Raw genomic sequence first — 16,089 nt, 5'->3', positions numbered from 1 at the left:
ACAGATAGCGAAAAGACAGACATGGACGGTCTCGAACACTGGATTACAGCCCACAAGATCCCCGTCGGCATGGTCATGGCAGGGGTGGTGGAACTGATCCGCACGCATTGCCTGGGCGTCTTCAACGCCATCAGCGATGTCGTGGGGTTCTGCGCCGACGGGCTGACCAATCTGCTGCTGGACGTGCCGGCGCTGCTGCTGGTGGCGCTGTGCGCGGCCGGCGCCTACGGGTGGCGGCGTTCGATCGGCCTGGCGGCGCTGATCGCGCTGGGGCTGCTGTTCATCATCAACCAGGGTTACTGGCAGGACACGATGGCGACCCTGTCGCTGATCCTGTTCTCGACCCTGGCATGCATGCTGATCGGCGTGCCGGTGGGCATCGCCGCCGCCCATCGCCCGTGGCTGGGCCGGGCTCTGCACCCGGTGCTGGACCTGATGCAGACGCTGCCGACCTTCGTCTATCTGATCCCGACCCTGATCCTGTTCGGGCTGGGCACCGTGCCGGGCATGATCTCCACCATCGTCTTCGCCATTCCCGCCCCTATCCGCATGACGCAGATGGGCATCGCGTCGGTCCCGCGCGGGCTGATCGAGGCCGGCGAATCCTTCGGCGCCACGCCGTCGCAACTGCTGTGGAAGGTGGAATTGCCGGCGGCCCTGCCGATGATCCAGGCGGGGCTGACGCAGTGCATCATGCTCAGCCTGTCGATGGTGGTGATCGCCGCCCTGGTCGGCGCCGGTGGCCTGGGCGTGCCGGTGGTGCGCGCCCTGAACACGGTGCAGGTCGATACCGGTTTCGAATCCGGCTTCGCCATCGTCCTGCTGGCCATCATGCTGGACCGGCTGTGCCGGCCGAAAGGCTCTTCGCGATGACAACGGCGCTTGCCTTCCACCATGTCGACATCCTGTTCCACCGCACCAACGCCCCCGGCCCGCTGGCCGAGGCGTTGCGCCGGCTGGATGGCGGCGGCACGCGCGAGGACATCGCCCGCGAACTGGGGGTGACGGTCGGCGTCGCCGACGCCAGCCTGGATATCGAACGCGGCGAGATCAGCGTGCTGATGGGCCTGTCGGGGTCGGGCAAATCCACCCTGCTCCGCGCGGCCAACGGCCTGAACAAGGTCGCGCGCGGCGAGGTGCGGATCGGCAATGGGCTGGCCCATGTCGACATCGCCAGTTGCGACGCCGAGACCCTGCGTGACCTGCGCAAGACCCGTATCGCCATGGTGTTCCAGCAATTCGGCCTGCTGCCCTGGCGCACGGTGCGCGACAATGTGGGCTTCGGCCTGGAACTGCGCGGCATGGCGCCCGCCATCCGGCGCACGGTCGTGGACGAAAAGCTGGAACTGGTGGGGCTGACGCGCTGGGCGGACGCGCATGTCAGCGAACTGTCGGGCGGCATGCAGCAGCGCGTCGGCCTGGCACGCGCCTTCGCCACCGACGCCGACATCCTGCTGATGGACGAACCGTTCTCGGCGCTCGATCCGCTGATCCGCCGCAAGTTGCAGGACGAGCTGCTGGACCTGCAACGGCGGCTGAAGAAAACCATCCTGTTCGTCAGCCACGATATCGACGAGGCGCTGAAAATCGGCAACCAGATCACGATCATGCGCGAGGGCCGGATCGTGCAGACCGGCCGCCCCGACGATATCGTCATCCGCCCCGTCAACGACTATGTCGGCGCCTTCGTGCGGCACATGAACCCGCTGCCGGTGCTGAACGCCGGTACCGTCATGCAGCGGCTGGAGCACGTCGCCCGCCTCGACGACGGGCGCGTGGCGCTGGATGCGGCCGGAACTTACGGCCTGAACCCCGCGACACAGCAGGTGACCCGGCGCGACGGCACCCCGGTTCCGGTCGAACGCATGACGGCCGACGATGCGGCCACCGCGCCGATCCAGCCGGGCACGATCTATCGCGCGCCTGTCGCGTGCTCGTTGCAGACGATCGCCATACTGCGCCAGCGCAGCGGCATGCCGGTGCTGATCGAAAACGGGGATACGCTGGCCGGGCTGTGCGACGACACCGACATGATCGGCGCGATGATCGGCATACCCCGCGCCGCCGTGCCCTGAAAGGCAAGGGCATTGCCCGATATGCGCGAAGGTAACGCTTCTTCTTTGGCTTAGCGCACGGGAGGTCGGGCTTTGCCCGAACCCACCAGGGCCTGAGGCCCTGGACCCCGATCATGAATAAACAGATGGGCTTCATGAAACGAACAGGATGCAAGGGTCGAGGCCCTTGCCGGGCTCGGGCGGAGCCCGACTTTCCTTTCCCCAAATAACCGAGTGCCTCAGAACTCAGCGCTGATGGTGCCGAAATACTGGCGCGGCGGCCCTGCGAGGGCCGACTGGAAATCGCCCGTCAGGGGAAAGCCGTTTTCGCCGATCTGCGAGATGTAGCTGGTGTTGAACAGGTTATAGACATTGAAATCGACCGTCAGGTTCCGCAGAACCCCGTAATTGCCGAAGCGGTACCGCGCACCCATGCTGGTCATCCAGTATCCGGCCACCGACATATCGTTGACGTAGCTGAAATAGCGCTTGGAGCTGTAATTCGCATCGAAATGCGCTTCCGCCCCATGGAAGCGATAGGTCAGGTTGGCCTTGTACATGAACTGCGGATAGTCGATGACCTTCTTGCCCTTCAGGGCATAGGTCGTGCCCTGGCTGACGATGTCGTTTCCATAGGTCGAATGGTTGTAGCTGACGCTGTTCGAAATCGACAGGTTGCGGATGGGGTTGACGGTCAGGGCAGCGTCGACGCCATACATGCTGACGCCGCCGACATTCACCACGGTCGAGACCGGCTGGATGATCGTGCCCGCCGTCAGCGATTGCAGCCGGTTCGAGAAATCGGCGTGATAGAGATTGAGCGAGCCCACGATCAGCGGCGTCGTGTAGCGGTAGCCCACGTCATAGACCCAGTCGCTTTCCGGCTTGATCGTCTTCTTCAACTGGTCGAACGTCGCCTGGTTCGACACGCCCCAGGCCGAGCCCAGCTGATACCCGCCATAGCTGTAGGCCCGCATGTTCTTGGAATATCGAAATAGAGTTCGTGATTCGGCAGGAAACGCCATTCGGCGTTGAAATGCGGCAGGAATCCGTTGGCGGTGGTCAGGCTGCCGTTCGGCAGGTTATCCTGCCCGTTATAGGCGGCATCGTTCGCGGTCTCGCCGCCCGCCGTCGTCACCAGCAGGGATTTGAAGCCGGCCCGCAGGGTCAGGTTCGGCAGCACGCGATAGGAATCCTGCAGATGGAACTGGAAGGTGTTGGTGCTGTAGCCCATGCCCCAGTTATGCTGGAACGGCGTCCCGAAATTGCCCAGCACGCCGCTGACGGGTACGCCCTGGCCCAGCAGCGGTTCGGCGTACTGGAATTCGTCGATGTCATAGCGATTGTTCTCGTACCACACGCCGCCCTCGATCGTGTGATGCCCCAGGCTGTAGCGCAGCGCCGAGGTCAGGCCGAAACGCTGGTTGCCGGCGACGATCAGCTGTTCGGACAGGGGCGCGCCATTGGGCGACGGAGTATAGGGACTGGTCCAGGTGCCCCAGTGGTTTTCCGCCTGGCCATAGACGACCGAATTCCATTCCAGCCGATCGGTCAGGGTCAGATGTAGATTCAGCCCGCCGAGATAATCCGAGGCATGCGTCACCCCGTCATAGTACGAGACATCCAGCGCGTCGGGATAATTGGCGATTTCACCGCTGAACTGACCCTTGGCCGCCAGATAGGCGCGCGTATAGTCGGGATAGTAATAATCGTTGCGGTGCCCCAGCGTGCGCAGCATGTCCAGCGACTGGTCGGCATAGTTGAACTGCGTCGCGTCGTTCCAGTTGAAGAACGCGGTGATCCGGCTTTCCGCCGCCAGGGGCTGGACGATCTTGGCATTGACCTGCTGGTCGAACTGGCTGCCCGCCCCTTTCCATTTCTGCCCGTCGGACCGCGCGTACGACACGGTGAATTTGGTACCCGACCGGTTCAGCTTGCCGCTGTCGAAGCGCACATAGGTCCGGAATGCCTTGTTGCTGCCGAACATCTGCGCGACCTTGCCCCCCATCCGGTCGGAGGGGTCGGCGGAATAGATCTGGATCGCACCGCCCAGGTTGGTGGTGGCAGGCACATCGACCGCTCCGCCGCCCTGCGAGATGTCCATATGGTCGATATTGTCCGACAGGATCGCGAAATTGATGCTCTGTCCATTGTAGGTGTAATAGTCCTGCGCGCCCAGCGGCACGCCGTCCAGGGTCACGCCCAGCTGCTGCTGCATGAAGCCGCGCATGTACAGGCTGGACCCCCACGTATCGACGCCCAGGGGATCGTTGGAGACGAAATTGATGCCGGGCAGGCGCGACAGCATCTTCATCGGGCTGGTGCCCTGGACGAACTGCTCCATCACGCCACGCGACATGGCCTGGACCGCGCCGTGGGACACCGCATGCGTCCCCATCACCGCGATCGCCTCGTCGGACGACGCGCGATAGGGCGCCGCCGGGCGGGCTGCGACATGGGCGGGATGCCGCCCGCCATGTGACGGCGGGACGACCGGCCGCCCCCAGGCCGCGGCCGACAGGGCCGACAAGGCCGAACCGGCCATCAATACTGTCAGAAGACAGGGGCGTATCATCACCGTCGCGATCCTTCCGTGCAGTCGATTATCCGGCAACCATCCGGAATTCGGGCGGGGTGAACCTGTCCGGGCCATGCCGCCATCCCGCCGCCGCCAGCCTGCCCGGCCGGACGCCGGAACCCGACGTTGCATGGTCATTCAAAGTCGATCCGCCAGCGACCCGAACGTCGGCCGCATGGGGTTATCTTTTTCTTGCGTATCCGAAATTAATATTATTTTTTCGTCGTAATTTTGAACCAAGACGACTTGACCGGCCTTTCAATGCCGATTTTCGCGCGCGGCACCCCGAAGAACGGTCATTGAACGGTCATCTGGTTTTCGGACGGGCCGGTCCATGCTCGATTCCGCCGTGGCACGGGCAGGCATCCGCGCGCACGCCGGAAGGCGACGGAAACGGCCGGATGCCCCCTCCGCCGGCTGACGATTCAGCGCAGCACCCCATTCACGATCACGGACAGGCGCATTTCCGCACGGGGCCGCCCGCATGGCGACGGCGCGAAGGCCGCCACCTCTCCCTACCCCTCGCCCGTACCGGCCGAAACGCCGGCCGGGATGATCAGACGCCCGCGCGTCCGATCATCGGATCGCTGCGGCTGGGCCGCCCGGTTTCCATATGTCCGGCCAGCCGCGCCACCGGCTGCGCTCGCCCGTCCAGATGGACGGACAGGTCGTACCAATGGTCGGTTGCGGCGATCGGCCACACGCTGTCGATCTGCCCGCCCGCCGGAATGGTGTACTGCTGCCCCGCCGCGCCGTCGGCGGCGGCAATCCGCACATCCATCGGTGCCACGTCGGGATTGCGGACGGTCAGGACGATGCAATCCCGTGCCGGCTCATAGCGTTCGGCCACCACGGGCAGCGTCGCCGCCCCCGCCATCCGGAATTCCCGCAGGAAGCCGTTCGGCCCCTGAATGCGCAACGGTGCGTCGCCCGCGACCACATGCGTCGTCAGTCGACTTCGGGCGCCCACGGTATAATGACGCGGCCCGGCGGCATCCCCGTCATACAGGCTGAAGACGGCGCCCGCAGCGCCGGCGCTGGCGAAGGTCAGACTGATCGAACCCGGCCCCGGCTCAGCCGTCGCGGTCAGGTCGTAGGGCAGCGGCCGGGCCGGGCGCTGACCGGGTTCCTGCGCGGGCATCGCCTGGTCGGCCGGCACGACGGGCCTGTCGGGCAGCATGCAGGACCCCCGCGTGGCCGCCGGATAGGCGTCGGTATCCGGCAAGGGGCCGGGCCACGACCGGTCGGTCTGGGCGAAATCGAAGATCGAGGTCAGGTCCCCCGCCACCGCCCGCCGCCAGGGGGTGATGTTGGGTTCGGACACGCCAAACCGCCGTTCCAGGAACCGCAGGACGGAGGTATGATCGAACAGTTCCGAATTGACCCAGCCGCCTTTGGTCCAGGGCGACACCACGATCATCGGCACCCGCGGCCCCAGCCCTACCGGCACGCCGTGGAAGCTCTCGCCCGTCACCGGGACCGTGCTTTCCCCCTGCGAGGGGTCCAGCGCCGGCACCGGGGCCGGAACATGGTCGAAGAACCCGTCATTTTCATCGTAATTGAGGATGAAGACCGTCCTGGCCCACACATCCGGATGCCGCACCAGCACATCCATCATGCGCGAGATCAGGAATTCGCCATATCCCGGTGGGGCGTTCGGATGTTCCGACAGCGCGGTCGGCGGCACGATCCACGAGACCTGCGGCAGGCGCCCCGACGCCACGTCGCGTTCGAACGCCTCGATCAGGAAGCGGCCTTCGGAATTGTCCTTGTTCTCGGCGGTGGAACCCGGGACGATGGCCCGGGCGTTGGCAAAGCGGTGCGACGCGCGGTCGAGGTTGCGGAACTGCGCGAACGAGGCCAGCGGGTTGTCGCCGAAATTGTCGTATTCCTGATAGATCTTCCACGACACCCCATGTTCCGTCAGGCGATCGGCATAGGTCGTCCAGCGGAAGGGGGCGAAATCCTTGCGGTCATGCGCCATGTCGGCCGACCAGTTGCCGTCGTCGACGTTCTCGATGACCTGCTTGCCGTCATGACCCACGGCAAGGCCACTGGTGCCCGAGAACAGGAACAGCCGGTTCGGGTTGGTCGGGCCGAAGATCGACGCATGATAGGCGTCGCAGATGGTGAAGGCGTCGGCCAGCGCGTAATAATAGGGAATGTCCTGACGGGTGAAATATCCCATCGTCATGTCTGTCTTGTGACGGATCCAGACATCCCAATTGTTCCAGTCGGCCTGCGACCCCTTCCAGTCATGGTTCAGGCTGGGCAGGCATTCGGCGCTGGTCTTTTCGGTATTGAAGCGGAACGGCAGGACCGCCCCGCCGCCGTCCCTCGGCTGACGGAAGGCCGACGACCCGTCCGGCAGGGTCACCGCCCGCGGATCGCCGTAGCCGCGCACCCCGCGCAAGGTCCCGAAATAATGGTCGAACGACCGGTTTTCCTGCATCAGGATGACGACATGTTCGACATCATGCAGCGTGCCGGTCATCCGTCGCGGCGGAATCGCCAGCGCGCGGCGGACATTGTCCGGAACCAGGCCCGAGGCCACTGCCGCCGCGGCGGCACTGAATTTCAGGAACTGCCGTCGGCCCTGGTCGGAGGGAAGCGCCATGTCCGGGATCATCCTGTCCGTTGATGTAGCGGCATGCTGCATGCAGGGCGTCGCCCTTTACCCGCCAAAGGGCCAAGACCTTTGGAAACCCAGGGCTTCATAAAACGAATGGGATGCAAAGGCCGAGGCCCTTGCCGGATTCGGGCAGCGCCCGACCTTCCTTCCCCTTAGAAATGCTTGCGCAAGGTAAAAAACACCATGCGCGGCGAACCGGCCTGGAGGGTGGCGAAGGTGCGGTCCGGGTCGCTGAACTGGAAGCCGTTGCTGCCCACGGTCGCGACATAGCGTTTGTCGAACAGGTTGCTGACGTTGATCTGCGCGTCCACTCCGCGCAGCACGATGTTCTGGCTGTGGAAGCGGTAGCCGATATTGAGGTTGAACACGTCGTTCGCCGGAACCCACGCGTCATTGGTGTACGTATAGGTGCGCCGGTCTTGGAACTGCATCAGCACATTGCCCCAGATCGTGCCGTCATCGTAGCCCAGCTGCACGTTGGCCAGGTTGCGTGGCATGGCCACGACGTTCTTGCCCTTGATATTGTAGATCGTACCACCGGAATTGACGTTGTCGTTGTAATAGGAATCGTTGAACGCATACGAGGCGTAGATCGACCAGTGCGGCGCGAACTGGTAATTGAAGGCCGCGTCGACACCACGGGCCGTCACGCCGCCGACATTGGCCAGGGCCGAGGCATTGCCCTGGATACCCGTCCCCTGCGTAATGGACAGCAGACGGTTTTCGAATTCGACATAATAGCCGGTGAGCGATGCCTGGATATTGTTGTCGTGATAGCGATAGCCGAGTTCCTCGGTATAGGACATCTCCGGCCTGATCTTGTCCTTGATGGTATTATAGCCAGCGATGGTGGTCGCGAAGGGGCTTGTGGCGCCGGTCTGCGAATTGTCGAAGGCCGCCATGTTGCGGGCGAAATCGGCGAAGATCTCGTTGTGGCGGTTCACCCGGTAATTCAGGCCGACCTGGGGCAGGAACCCGTTGGACGACTGGATGGAACCGGACGGATAGCCGTCCGGCCCCTGCACGCCCATCAGGTTGGAGCCGATCTGGGTGGCGGTATTGTCCACGATCAGCGACTTGAAGCCGTAATTCAGCTTCAGGGCCTTCGTAACCCGCCACGTATCCTGCAGATGGACCTGATAGGTCTTCGTGTTGAAGGCTGCCTGCCACTGGGTATAGAATGAGTTGTCCTTGTACCAATGCAGGCTGTCCGGCGTGCCGTCGATCGACAGCGGGTAGTACCGGCGCGCCTGTTCGAAATCGTTGTTCTCGAACCAGAAGCCGCCTTCGATGGTGTGATGCCCGGCCTGGTAGGACAGGCTGCCGATGAACCCTTCGCGATGGATGCCGTACTCGGTGGTCCGGGTAGAAAGCGGCGAACCGCCCAGTGCCGTGGGCGTGGGCACATAGGGCGTCACCCACACACCTTCGCCGCTGTTGGTATGGCCGTAAACCGTGGCGAAGCCCTTCAGCCGGTCCGAGAGGCGGAAATCGAGCTTGCCGTAGCCCAGCGCATCCTGGCGCAGCCCGGCCGCGTTGTAATAGACGAAATCGGGCGGGCTGTCGTAATTGGTCGAGCCGATGCCGGCGGGATAAGGCGTGCCATTCTGATAAGCCGAGCCGATCTGCTTGGCCAGCGCGTAATTTCCCGTAATATTGTCGACGTTATAGCCGTATTTCTGAATCGTCGCGAGCGAGAGATCCTGATAATCGTTCTCCTGACGCATCGACCAGTCGCCATACAGGGTCAGCTTCACGTTCTCGCCCAGGGGCTGGACGAATTTCGCATTGGCCTGCTGCTGACGCTGCTGGCCGTCGCCCTTCCATTTGTTGGCGTCCTGATAATCGTAGGACACATAGAACTTGCCGCCGGTGGGCAGCAGGCCGGAATTGACGCGCATGAAGGTGCGCCATGTGGCGGCGGAGCCGACCGTCCCCGCGACGTCCACGCCGAACCTGTTCGTCGGGTTGATCGAGGTGAATTCCAGCGCGCCGCCCAGATCGTTGGACGCGGAGACGCCGACCGATCCGGCCCCCTGCGTCAGCGTGGCCGCGCCGTTATTCTCGGTCTGAAGCGCGCGACCGATCGAAAGACCGTTGTCGTTGCCGTACGCCAGGTTGCCCAGCGGAACCCCGTCCATCGTGAAGCCGAGACGGCTCTGGTCGAAGCCACGGATGATGATCTGCTGCGACCATTCATAGGAACCGAGCGGGTCCGACGTCGTGAACATCACGCCCGGCAGCTTGGAAAGCGCCTTGAAGGGACTCGTGCCCGGGACATACTGGCTGATGGCCGTGCGCGAGACGGTCTGGGTCTCGCGGGACGCGCCGGCGCCGAACACCACGATCGCCTCGGACGAACGCGGGGGAAGGGCGGCGGGCGGGCGGGCCATCCGGACGGGGGCGGCAGGGGCGACGGCCGCGACGCTGGGGCCTTTCGCGTCGGAGGCAGCCTGCGCCTGCACCGCGCGACCGGACTTGTGCTGCTTCCTTGTCGTCGTGGCGGCAGCAGCCTGATGAACCAGCAGGGCGCTCAGGCACGTCGTCAGGCATAGGGATATCGTCTTGTTCATATCGCGCAGTTCCTTAGCCGTTCCTGCCCTTTGATCGAACGGCAGGTTGCCGACACCGCTATATGAGCGCCATGGCGTTGGGTCTCGTGATGATTTTATGACAGGTCGAAACGGTTTCTGTCTTTCCAAGTCAAGAGGGCGAGTCGCGTCGTATACCACCCCGATATACCGGTATCCGTTACGATTCTGGAAGCTTTAATTTAAGTATTCATAACGCGACATCACCGGTGTCGCCTTCAGGAAATTCCCCTGGCATCGTGTGACCCGTTCGAAAAATCCGGGCCACACGTTCGAAACGACTTGACGGGCCGCCACATGCATTTGCCATCATGCCCGCCATGCGCCGGGTCAGGCCCCGCGCCCAGGGCCTGAGGGACAAGCTGGATCGTGACATATCGTGCGACCCTGGACGGGGAACTCTACCGGTTTGCCGACCTGCGACAGGTCCTGGCCCGTGCGTCGCCCCAGCGGTCCGGTGACGAACTGGCCGGCGTCGCGGCCGCCGACCCGGTCGAGCGCATCGCCGCGCGCCATGCCCTGGCCGACGTCCCGCTGGCGGCGTTCCTGGAGGATCTGCCGGTCCCCTACGAAACCGACGAGGTCACGCGCCTGATCGTCGATACGCACGACGCCGCGGCCTTCGCCCCGGTGGCGCATATGACAGTGGGGCAGTTCCGCGACTGGCTGCTGTCGCACCCGGCCGACGCAGAGGCGATCGCCGCCCTGTCGCCGGGGCTGACGCCGGAAATGGTGGCGGCCGTCAGCAAGCTGATGCGCAACCAGGACCTGATCGCGGCGGCACGCAAGATCCGGGTCCGCACCGCCTTTCGCAACACGCAGGGCCTGCCGGGGCGGCTGGGCACCCGCCTGCAGCCCAACCACCCCACCGACGACCCAAGGGGCATCGCGGCCTCGCTTCTGGACGGGTTGCTGCTGGGGGTCGGCGATGCGGTGATCGGGATCAACCCGGCCACCGACAACATCGCCAACGGCATCGTCCTGCTGGACATGCTGGAGGCCGTGCGCACCCGCTACGCCATTCCCACGCAAAGCTGCGTGCTGACGCACGTCACCAATTCCATCGCGATGATCGAACGCGGCGCACCGGTCGACCTGGTGTTCCAGTCCATCGCGGGGACCGAGGCCGCCAATACCGGCTTCGGCGTGTCGCTGGCGCTGCTGGCCGAGGCCCGGGATGCCGCCCTGTCGCTGAATCGCGGCACGGTCGGCCAGGACGTGATGTATTTCGAGACCGGACAGGGCGCGGCCCTGTCGGCCAACGCCCATCACGGCATGGACCAGCAGACGGCCGAAGTCCGCGCCTATGCCGTGGCGCGGGCCTTTTCACCCTTTCTGGTCAACACCGTGGTCGGCTTCATCGGGCCGGAATATCTGTATGACGGCAAGCAGATCATCCGCGCGGGGCTGGAGGACCATTTCTGCGGCAAGCTGATGGGCCTGCCGATGGGATGCGACGTCTGCTACACCAACCATGCCGAGGCCGATCAGGACGACATGGACAACCTGATGATGCTGCTGACGGTGGCCGGGGTGAATTTCCTGATCGCCGTGCCCGGCGGCGACGACGTGATGCTCAGCTACCAGAGCCTGTCCTACCACGACATGCTGACCCTGCGCTCCAGCTTCGGCGTCCGCGCCGCGCCGGAATTCGAAGCGTGGCTGGAAGGCATGGAATTGCTGGACACGCGCGGGCGGCTGCGCCTGAACGCGCCGCAGGCCCTGGGCCGCATCATCGCCCCCGAGGGCTGACGTCATGACGAAATCCCCTCCGGACAGCGCCCACGACCCGCTCATCGACCCGAGCACGGAAACCGATCCGTGGGCACCGCTGCGGGGCCTGACCCGCGCCCGGGTGGGCCAGCCCCGCGCCGGCGACACCGTGGCGGGGGGCGAGGTCCTGGCCTTCCAGCTGGCCCATGCGCGGGCGCGCCGGGCGGTCATGGCCCCCCTGCGGCAGGAGGCCCTGCGGCTGGACGGCGCAGTCCTGTCCGTGCGCAGCCAGGCCGCCGATCGGGCGACATTCATCCGCCGTCCCGATCTGGGCCGCCGCCTGTCGGCCGACAGCGCCGCGTGCCTGACGCGCGGGTCCTATGACGTGGCGTTCGTAATCGCCGACGGCCTGTCGGCCCTGGCGGCGGAACGGCAGGCTCCGCCGCTCCTGGCCGCGTGCCACGCGCTGCTGCCGGGCTGGCGGATCGCGCCCGTGGTGGTGGCGCACAACGCGCGCGTCGCCCTGGGTGACGACATCGCGCATCGTCTGGGGGCCGGATGCGTCGTCATGATGATCGGCGAACGGCCGGGCCTGAGCGTTTCGGACAGCCTGAGCCTGTACATGACCTGGGACCCGCGCCCCGGCCGGCTGGATTCCGAACGCAACTGCATTTCCAACATCCACGACCAGGGCGGTCTGTCCACCGGGGCCGCCGCCGCCAAACTGGCAGGGCTGCTGGCGGGCGCACGCCGGATCGGGCGCAGCGGCATCATGCTGAAGGACGAAACCCCGGCCACCCTCGACGGCCTCGCATCGCCCTGACCTGAACCCTCCCGGGTTTGGCGGAGACTGATGGTGAGTCTCTACGCGGCGCGAGGATCCACCGATGGTTGAACCAGTCCACCCAGTGAAGAGTAGCGAGTTCGATGCCTTCGATCCGCCGCCAGGAATAGCGAATGCTCACATAGTGAACGCCCCTGTCCGAATGATGCACGAGGCCGGCTCCGGCCAAGGGGCGCCGTTCGCCGCGCCTGCTCCAGCGGACAGAGCGCGGCCTTGTCGGAGGTCGTGGTCCTGATCGCCTTGCCCCGGACGACGCCCTTCAGCCCCAGTTACCGCATCTCCCGGCAGAGCCCGGCATCGCGCTTCTGCCGCGCATGGGCTCTTTGCCGATCACGGACCCCGCGGGCATGTTCATGGCAGGCCGACGAGGCGATCGGCAGCAGGTGCGCGATCGGCTCGGCCCGTAGACGTCCCGGTGTGCGTCGATGAAGGCGATCATGACCCGGATCGGCGGTCGAACTCCGCCATCGCAAAATACGCCGACGCCTTGCGCAGGATCTGGTTCGGCGGTTCACCGGCGGTCAGGTCTCCATCCGCGGGTGAACAATGACCGAGAGATAGGTCATCGGCTTTTCAAGCAGCATTTCGGGTCCGTGGGGGGCTCCACTATCGAACAGCAACGAATCGCCGACACCAAGCTCATATGTCTCCGAACCGTGGCGATAAAGGACACGCCCGGTAAGCATGTAGATCAGCTCTACGCCGGAGTGACGAAAATTCGTGTAGGGACGGGCTTCTTCGTGGAGCGTGATGAGGTACGGCTCCAGCACCACGTCACCCCCGAGCAGATGGCCGAGCAGCCTGTATTCATGCCCAGCCTTCGTGCCACGTCGTTCGATCACGACCCCCTCTCCGGCCTTGACATAGGAACAGTCGCGCTGCTCCTCGAAGGTCGAGAAGAGCTGGCTGAGCGGGACGTTGAGCGCCCGGCACACCGCCTGCAACGTCGAGAGAGAGGGGGAAATCTGGCCGTTCTCGATCTTCGACAGCATGCTCAGGGACACGCCCGCCGCCTGGGCGACATCCCCCCCGCGCAGTTCCGCCTTGCGACGCAGAAGCCGGATCTGGCTACCCAACGACTCTTCCAGCGTCATCTCGCGCACGGGCGGCGCGGTGGAACCCGTGGCAAGATCCACCGCCTCTTCCCTCTCCGGCATCGCCTGGGGAATATCTTCCCGTAACGGCCCGCGAGCGGAGCGGGCAGGTCTGTCTGTTTTCATCAAGTCCTTGATCCTGCTAGGTGAGCTGTCAGGAGCCGCCCGGCGGCCTTGCGGGGTCATCATGTGCCCTCGCCGCCGGCACGGGAAGCCATGTTTATCACCGGCTCGATCCGGTCCAGGGCCTGGTTCAGCACCGGGATGACCTCGGTACGCAGCGTCGCGCCCAATACGCTGGAAAGATCGCGCGGCAGGGAGCCGAATTCCCGTTCCCGCGCGACAATCGTAAGATGGCGCCCCATCTTCGGTCCGGGCAGAGGCACGCAGCGCAATCCCGCAAGGTCCAGGGCGCATTCGAACAGGCAGAGCGGGGTCGTGATGGCCATCGCCCCCTGGCGACAGGCGGCAAAAACGCCATAGGGCGCGTCGAATTCGAGGCCCGGCGGAAAATCGAGCTTGATACGGCGCAGATAACGCTCGATTTCCTGGCCCGTCCGCGAGCGCAGCGAGAACCGTACGAACGGACATGCCCGACTGAGGAGCAGCATGTCCTGCGGCGTCTTCGGCACCTTCTGGGACTCGGGCAGCAGCAGGAGATAGGGCTCGCGCGCGAGAGGAAAGCGGTCCAGCCCGTTGACATCCTCGAAATCGCTCACGCCGACGATGATGTCGAGCTGACGGCTGAAGAGCGCCGAGGCGTGGCTTTCCGTCAGTCCGGAATAAACAATGGCGTGGCTGGTGCGCTCCGAAAGAAACCTCGACAGTGCGGGAAGCGTCGCACGCATGAGACTGTCGACCACGCCCACCCGGATCAACCCGACCCGCCCGGCATGGACCTCCCTCAACCGGTTGGCGGTCTGGCGGGCTTCGGAAGTCAGGGTGAGCGCGCTCTGCCGCAGCACGGCCCCCGCTGCCGTCACCGCCAGCGGCCGGACGCCACGGTCGAACAGCATCACGCCGGCCTTTGCCTCGATCTCGCCGATCGCCTGCGAGACCGCAGGCTGGCTGACCCCGAGATGACGCGCCGCCGACGCCATGCTGCCATGTTCGCAGACGGCGACGAAAACGGCGAGCGACTGCAAGTCGAAAGGAAGCGGCTGATGTCCGGGCGATCGTGCCATGGTCCCGGCCTCTCCATCCGTTCATGCGGGCCAGCGGAACTGGAACTATAAGAGAATCTTATGGTAACGTCGAGCGAAAAGCGTCGTATATCTGATGGCAAGCCAGAGGATAGAGATGTCGTCGGTTCAATATTCAATCTTTTCGTTGCTCCGCAATGCCGTTCGCGACAATCGCGGCTGGACACCGGCCTGGCGCAAGGCAACGCCCGCGCCACGCTACGACGTCGTCATCATCGGCGGCGGTGGTCACGGCCTCGCCACCGCCTATTACCTTGCCCGGCACTACGGCATGCGCAATATCGCGGTGGTCGAGCGCGGCTGGCTCGGCAACGGCAATATCGGGCGCAACACCACCATCATCCGCTCGAACTATCTCCTGCCCGGAAACCTCCCGTTCTACGAAAAATCGATGATGTTGTGGGAGGGTCTTGAACAGGACATCAATTTCAATGCAATGGTCAGCCAGCGCGGCGTACTGAATCTGATTCATTCCGACGCCCAGCGCAACGCCTACGCCCGGCGCGGCAACGCCATGCGGCTGCACGGTATCGATGCCGAATTGCTCGATGCGCGGGCGGTACGGGAGAAACTTCCGTTTCTCGATTTCGACAACGCGCGTTTTCCGATTCTGGGCGGCCTGCTGCAGGCCCGTGGCGGGACGGTGCGCCACGACGCCGTCGCCTGGGGTTATGCCCGCGCGGCCGACCGGCTGGGGGTGGACATCATCGAGAACTGCGAGGTCACGGGCCTGCGCATCGAGGGTGGAAAAATCAGCGGTGTGGAGACCACGCGCGGCATCATCGCCGCCGGCAAGGTCGGCATGGCCTGCGCGGGACGTTCCTCGCAGGTCGCTGCCATGGCAGGCCTGCGCCTGCCGATCGAAAGCCATGTGCTGCAGGCTTTCGTTTCCGAAGGATTGAAACCCTTCATCGACTGCGTCGTGACGTTCGGCGCGGGCCATTTCTATGTCAGCCAGTCCGACAAGGGCGGTCTCGTCTTCGGCGGCGACATCGACGGCTATAATTCCTACGCCCAGCGCGGCAACCTGCCGCTGATCGAAGATGTCTGCGAAGGCGCCATGGCGCTGATGCCGCGCATCGGCCGCGTGCGGCTTCTGCGGCAATGGGGCGGGATCATGGACATGTCGATGGACGGCAGCCCGATCATCGACCGCACGCCGGTGGATGGGCTCTATCTCAACGCCGGCTGGTGCTATGGCGGCTTCAAGGCGACGCCTGCCTCGGGCCTCTGCTTCGCCCATCTCATCGCCCGTGACGAACCCCATCCGGTCGGCACGGCCTTCCGTCTCGACCGCTTCGCACGCGGGGCGGTGATCGACGAAAAAGGCATGGGCGCACAGCCCAATCTGCATTGAGCCCGATCCGTAGCGAGGAAAGAT

Annotated in this window: 11 protein-coding genes, 1 pseudogene and 1 other annotated feature; of the genes and pseudogenes, 5 read left to right on the top strand and 7 right to left on the bottom strand. The window is 64.7% G+C overall.

The window, feature by feature from the left end; all coding sequences use genetic code 11:
- Nucleotides 1-21 precede the first annotated feature (21 nt).
- Nucleotides 22-873: a choline ABC transporter permease subunit gene (gene choW, locus HLH34_RS12790; protein WP_183119972.1), complete on the top strand. Its 852-nt coding sequence runs from the start codon at nt 22-24 to the stop codon at nt 871-873.
- The gene (gene choV, locus HLH34_RS12785; RefSeq protein ID WP_183119971.1) at nt 870-2,075 is read left to right on the top strand and encodes a choline ABC transporter ATP-binding protein; all 1,206 of its coding nucleotides are present in this window, start codon (nt 870-872) and stop codon (nt 2,073-2,075) included. The genes choW and choV overlap by 4 nt, the downstream gene beginning before the upstream one ends.
- Nucleotides 2,076-2,293: 218 nt before the next feature.
- Here the strand turns inward: choV and HLH34_RS12780 are convergent, their stop codons facing one another.
- From HLH34_RS12780 to HLH34_RS12765, 4 genes are all read right to left on the bottom strand, one after another.
- Nucleotides 2,294-3,031, bottom strand: coding sequence for a TonB-dependent receptor domain-containing protein (locus HLH34_RS12780; RefSeq protein ID WP_183119970.1), 738 nt, complete (start codon nt 3,029-3,031; stop codon nt 2,294-2,296).
- Nucleotides 2,953-4,629 carry a TonB-dependent receptor gene (locus HLH34_RS12775; RefSeq protein WP_244959927.1) on the bottom strand — a complete coding sequence of 559 codons (1,677 nt, stop codon included), beginning with the start codon at nt 4,627-4,629 and terminating at the stop codon, nt 2,953-2,955. The genes HLH34_RS12780 and HLH34_RS12775 overlap by 79 nt, the downstream gene beginning before the upstream one ends.
- A 559-nt stretch (nt 4,630-5,188) precedes the next feature.
- The gene (locus tag HLH34_RS12770; RefSeq protein ID WP_183119968.1) at nt 5,189-7,249 is read right to left on the bottom strand and encodes a phosphocholine-specific phospholipase C; all 2,061 of its coding nucleotides are present in this window, start codon (nt 7,247-7,249) and stop codon (nt 5,189-5,191) included.
- Between the two features lie 167 nt (nt 7,250-7,416).
- A complete protein-coding gene (locus tag HLH34_RS12765) occupies nt 7,417-9,837 on the bottom strand; it encodes a TonB-dependent receptor (RefSeq protein ID WP_183119967.1) in 2,421 nt (806 codons plus the stop codon).
- 387 nt (nt 9,838-10,224) lie between these two features.
- Between HLH34_RS12765 and HLH34_RS12760 the strand changes: the two genes are divergently transcribed.
- The gene (locus tag HLH34_RS12760; RefSeq protein WP_183119966.1) at nt 10,225-11,607 is read left to right on the top strand and encodes an ethanolamine ammonia-lyase subunit EutB; all 1,383 of its coding nucleotides are present in this window, start codon (nt 10,225-10,227) and stop codon (nt 11,605-11,607) included.
- A 4-nt stretch (nt 11,608-11,611) separates the two neighbouring features.
- Complete coding sequence (gene eutC / locus HLH34_RS12755) at nt 11,612-12,391, top strand: ethanolamine ammonia-lyase subunit EutC (RefSeq protein WP_183119965.1); 780 nt, start codon at nt 11,612-11,614, stop codon at nt 12,389-12,391.
- Here eutC and HLH34_RS19465 read toward each other — a convergent pair.
- The 3 genes and pseudogenes from HLH34_RS19465 to HLH34_RS12745 all read right to left on the bottom strand — a co-directional run.
- A pseudogene (locus tag HLH34_RS19465) lies at nt 12,339-12,916 on the bottom strand (hypothetical protein); the annotation flags it as partial. The gene eutC and the pseudogene HLH34_RS19465 overlap by 53 nt on opposite strands.
- Nucleotides 12,778-12,893: a sequence feature (AL1L pseudoknot), on the bottom strand. Its footprint overlaps the pseudogene before it by 116 nt.
- A 17-nt stretch (nt 12,917-12,933) precedes the next feature.
- Nucleotides 12,934-13,632: a helix-turn-helix domain-containing protein gene (locus tag HLH34_RS12750; RefSeq protein WP_306417751.1), complete on the bottom strand. Its 699-nt coding sequence runs from the start codon at nt 13,630-13,632 to the stop codon at nt 12,934-12,936.
- Between the two features lie 59 nt (nt 13,633-13,691).
- A complete protein-coding gene (locus HLH34_RS12745) occupies nt 13,692-14,690 on the bottom strand; it encodes a LysR family transcriptional regulator (protein WP_183119964.1) in 999 nt (332 codons plus the stop codon).
- Between the two features lie 115 nt (nt 14,691-14,805).
- On the opposite strand from HLH34_RS12745, the gene HLH34_RS12740 reads away from it, so the two are divergent.
- Nucleotides 14,806-16,065: a sarcosine oxidase subunit beta family protein gene (locus tag HLH34_RS12740; protein WP_183119963.1), complete on the top strand. Its 1,260-nt coding sequence runs from the start codon at nt 14,806-14,808 to the stop codon at nt 16,063-16,065.
- Nucleotides 16,066-16,089: the final 24 nt, after the last annotated feature.

Source organism: Gluconacetobacter azotocaptans, from assembly GCF_014174355.1.
GTDB lineage: Bacteria > Pseudomonadota > Alphaproteobacteria > Acetobacterales > Acetobacteraceae > Gluconacetobacter > Gluconacetobacter azotocaptans.
The sequence above is the reverse complement of the archived record's forward strand: the minus strand, read 5'-3'. Positions and strand labels throughout refer to the sequence as shown.

What these genes read in the sequence shown, in the direction of transcription:
- choV (WP_183119971.1), top strand. Translation starts at nt 870, where the DNA reads ATGACAACGGCGCTTGCCTTCCACCATGTCGACATCCTGTTCCACCGC.
- HLH34_RS12745 (WP_183119964.1), bottom strand. Translation starts at nt 14,690, where the DNA reads ATGGCACGATCGCCCGGACATCAGCCGCTTCCTTTCGACTTGCAGTCG.
- HLH34_RS12770 (WP_183119968.1), bottom strand. Translation starts at nt 7,249, where the DNA reads ATGGCGCTTCCCTCCGACCAGGGCCGACGGCAGTTCCTGAAATTCAGT.
- choW (WP_183119972.1), top strand. Translation starts at nt 22, where the DNA reads ATGGACGGTCTCGAACACTGGATTACAGCCCACAAGATCCCCGTCGGC.
- HLH34_RS12780 (WP_183119970.1), bottom strand. Translation starts at nt 3,031, where the DNA reads ATGCGGGCCTACAGCTATGGCGGGTATCAGCTGGGCTCGGCCTGGGGC.
- HLH34_RS12740 (WP_183119963.1), top strand. Translation starts at nt 14,806, where the DNA reads ATGTCGTCGGTTCAATATTCAATCTTTTCGTTGCTCCGCAATGCCGTT.
- HLH34_RS12775 (WP_244959927.1), bottom strand. Translation starts at nt 4,629, where the DNA reads ATGATACGCCCCTGTCTTCTGACAGTATTGATGGCCGGTTCGGCCTTG.
- HLH34_RS12765 (WP_183119967.1), bottom strand. Translation starts at nt 9,837, where the DNA reads ATGAACAAGACGATATCCCTATGCCTGACGACGTGCCTGAGCGCCCTG.
- HLH34_RS12750 (WP_306417751.1), bottom strand. Translation starts at nt 13,632, where the DNA reads ATGAAAACAGACAGACCTGCCCGCTCCGCTCGCGGGCCGTTACGGGAA.
- eutC (WP_183119965.1), top strand. Translation starts at nt 11,612, where the DNA reads ATGACGAAATCCCCTCCGGACAGCGCCCACGACCCGCTCATCGACCCG.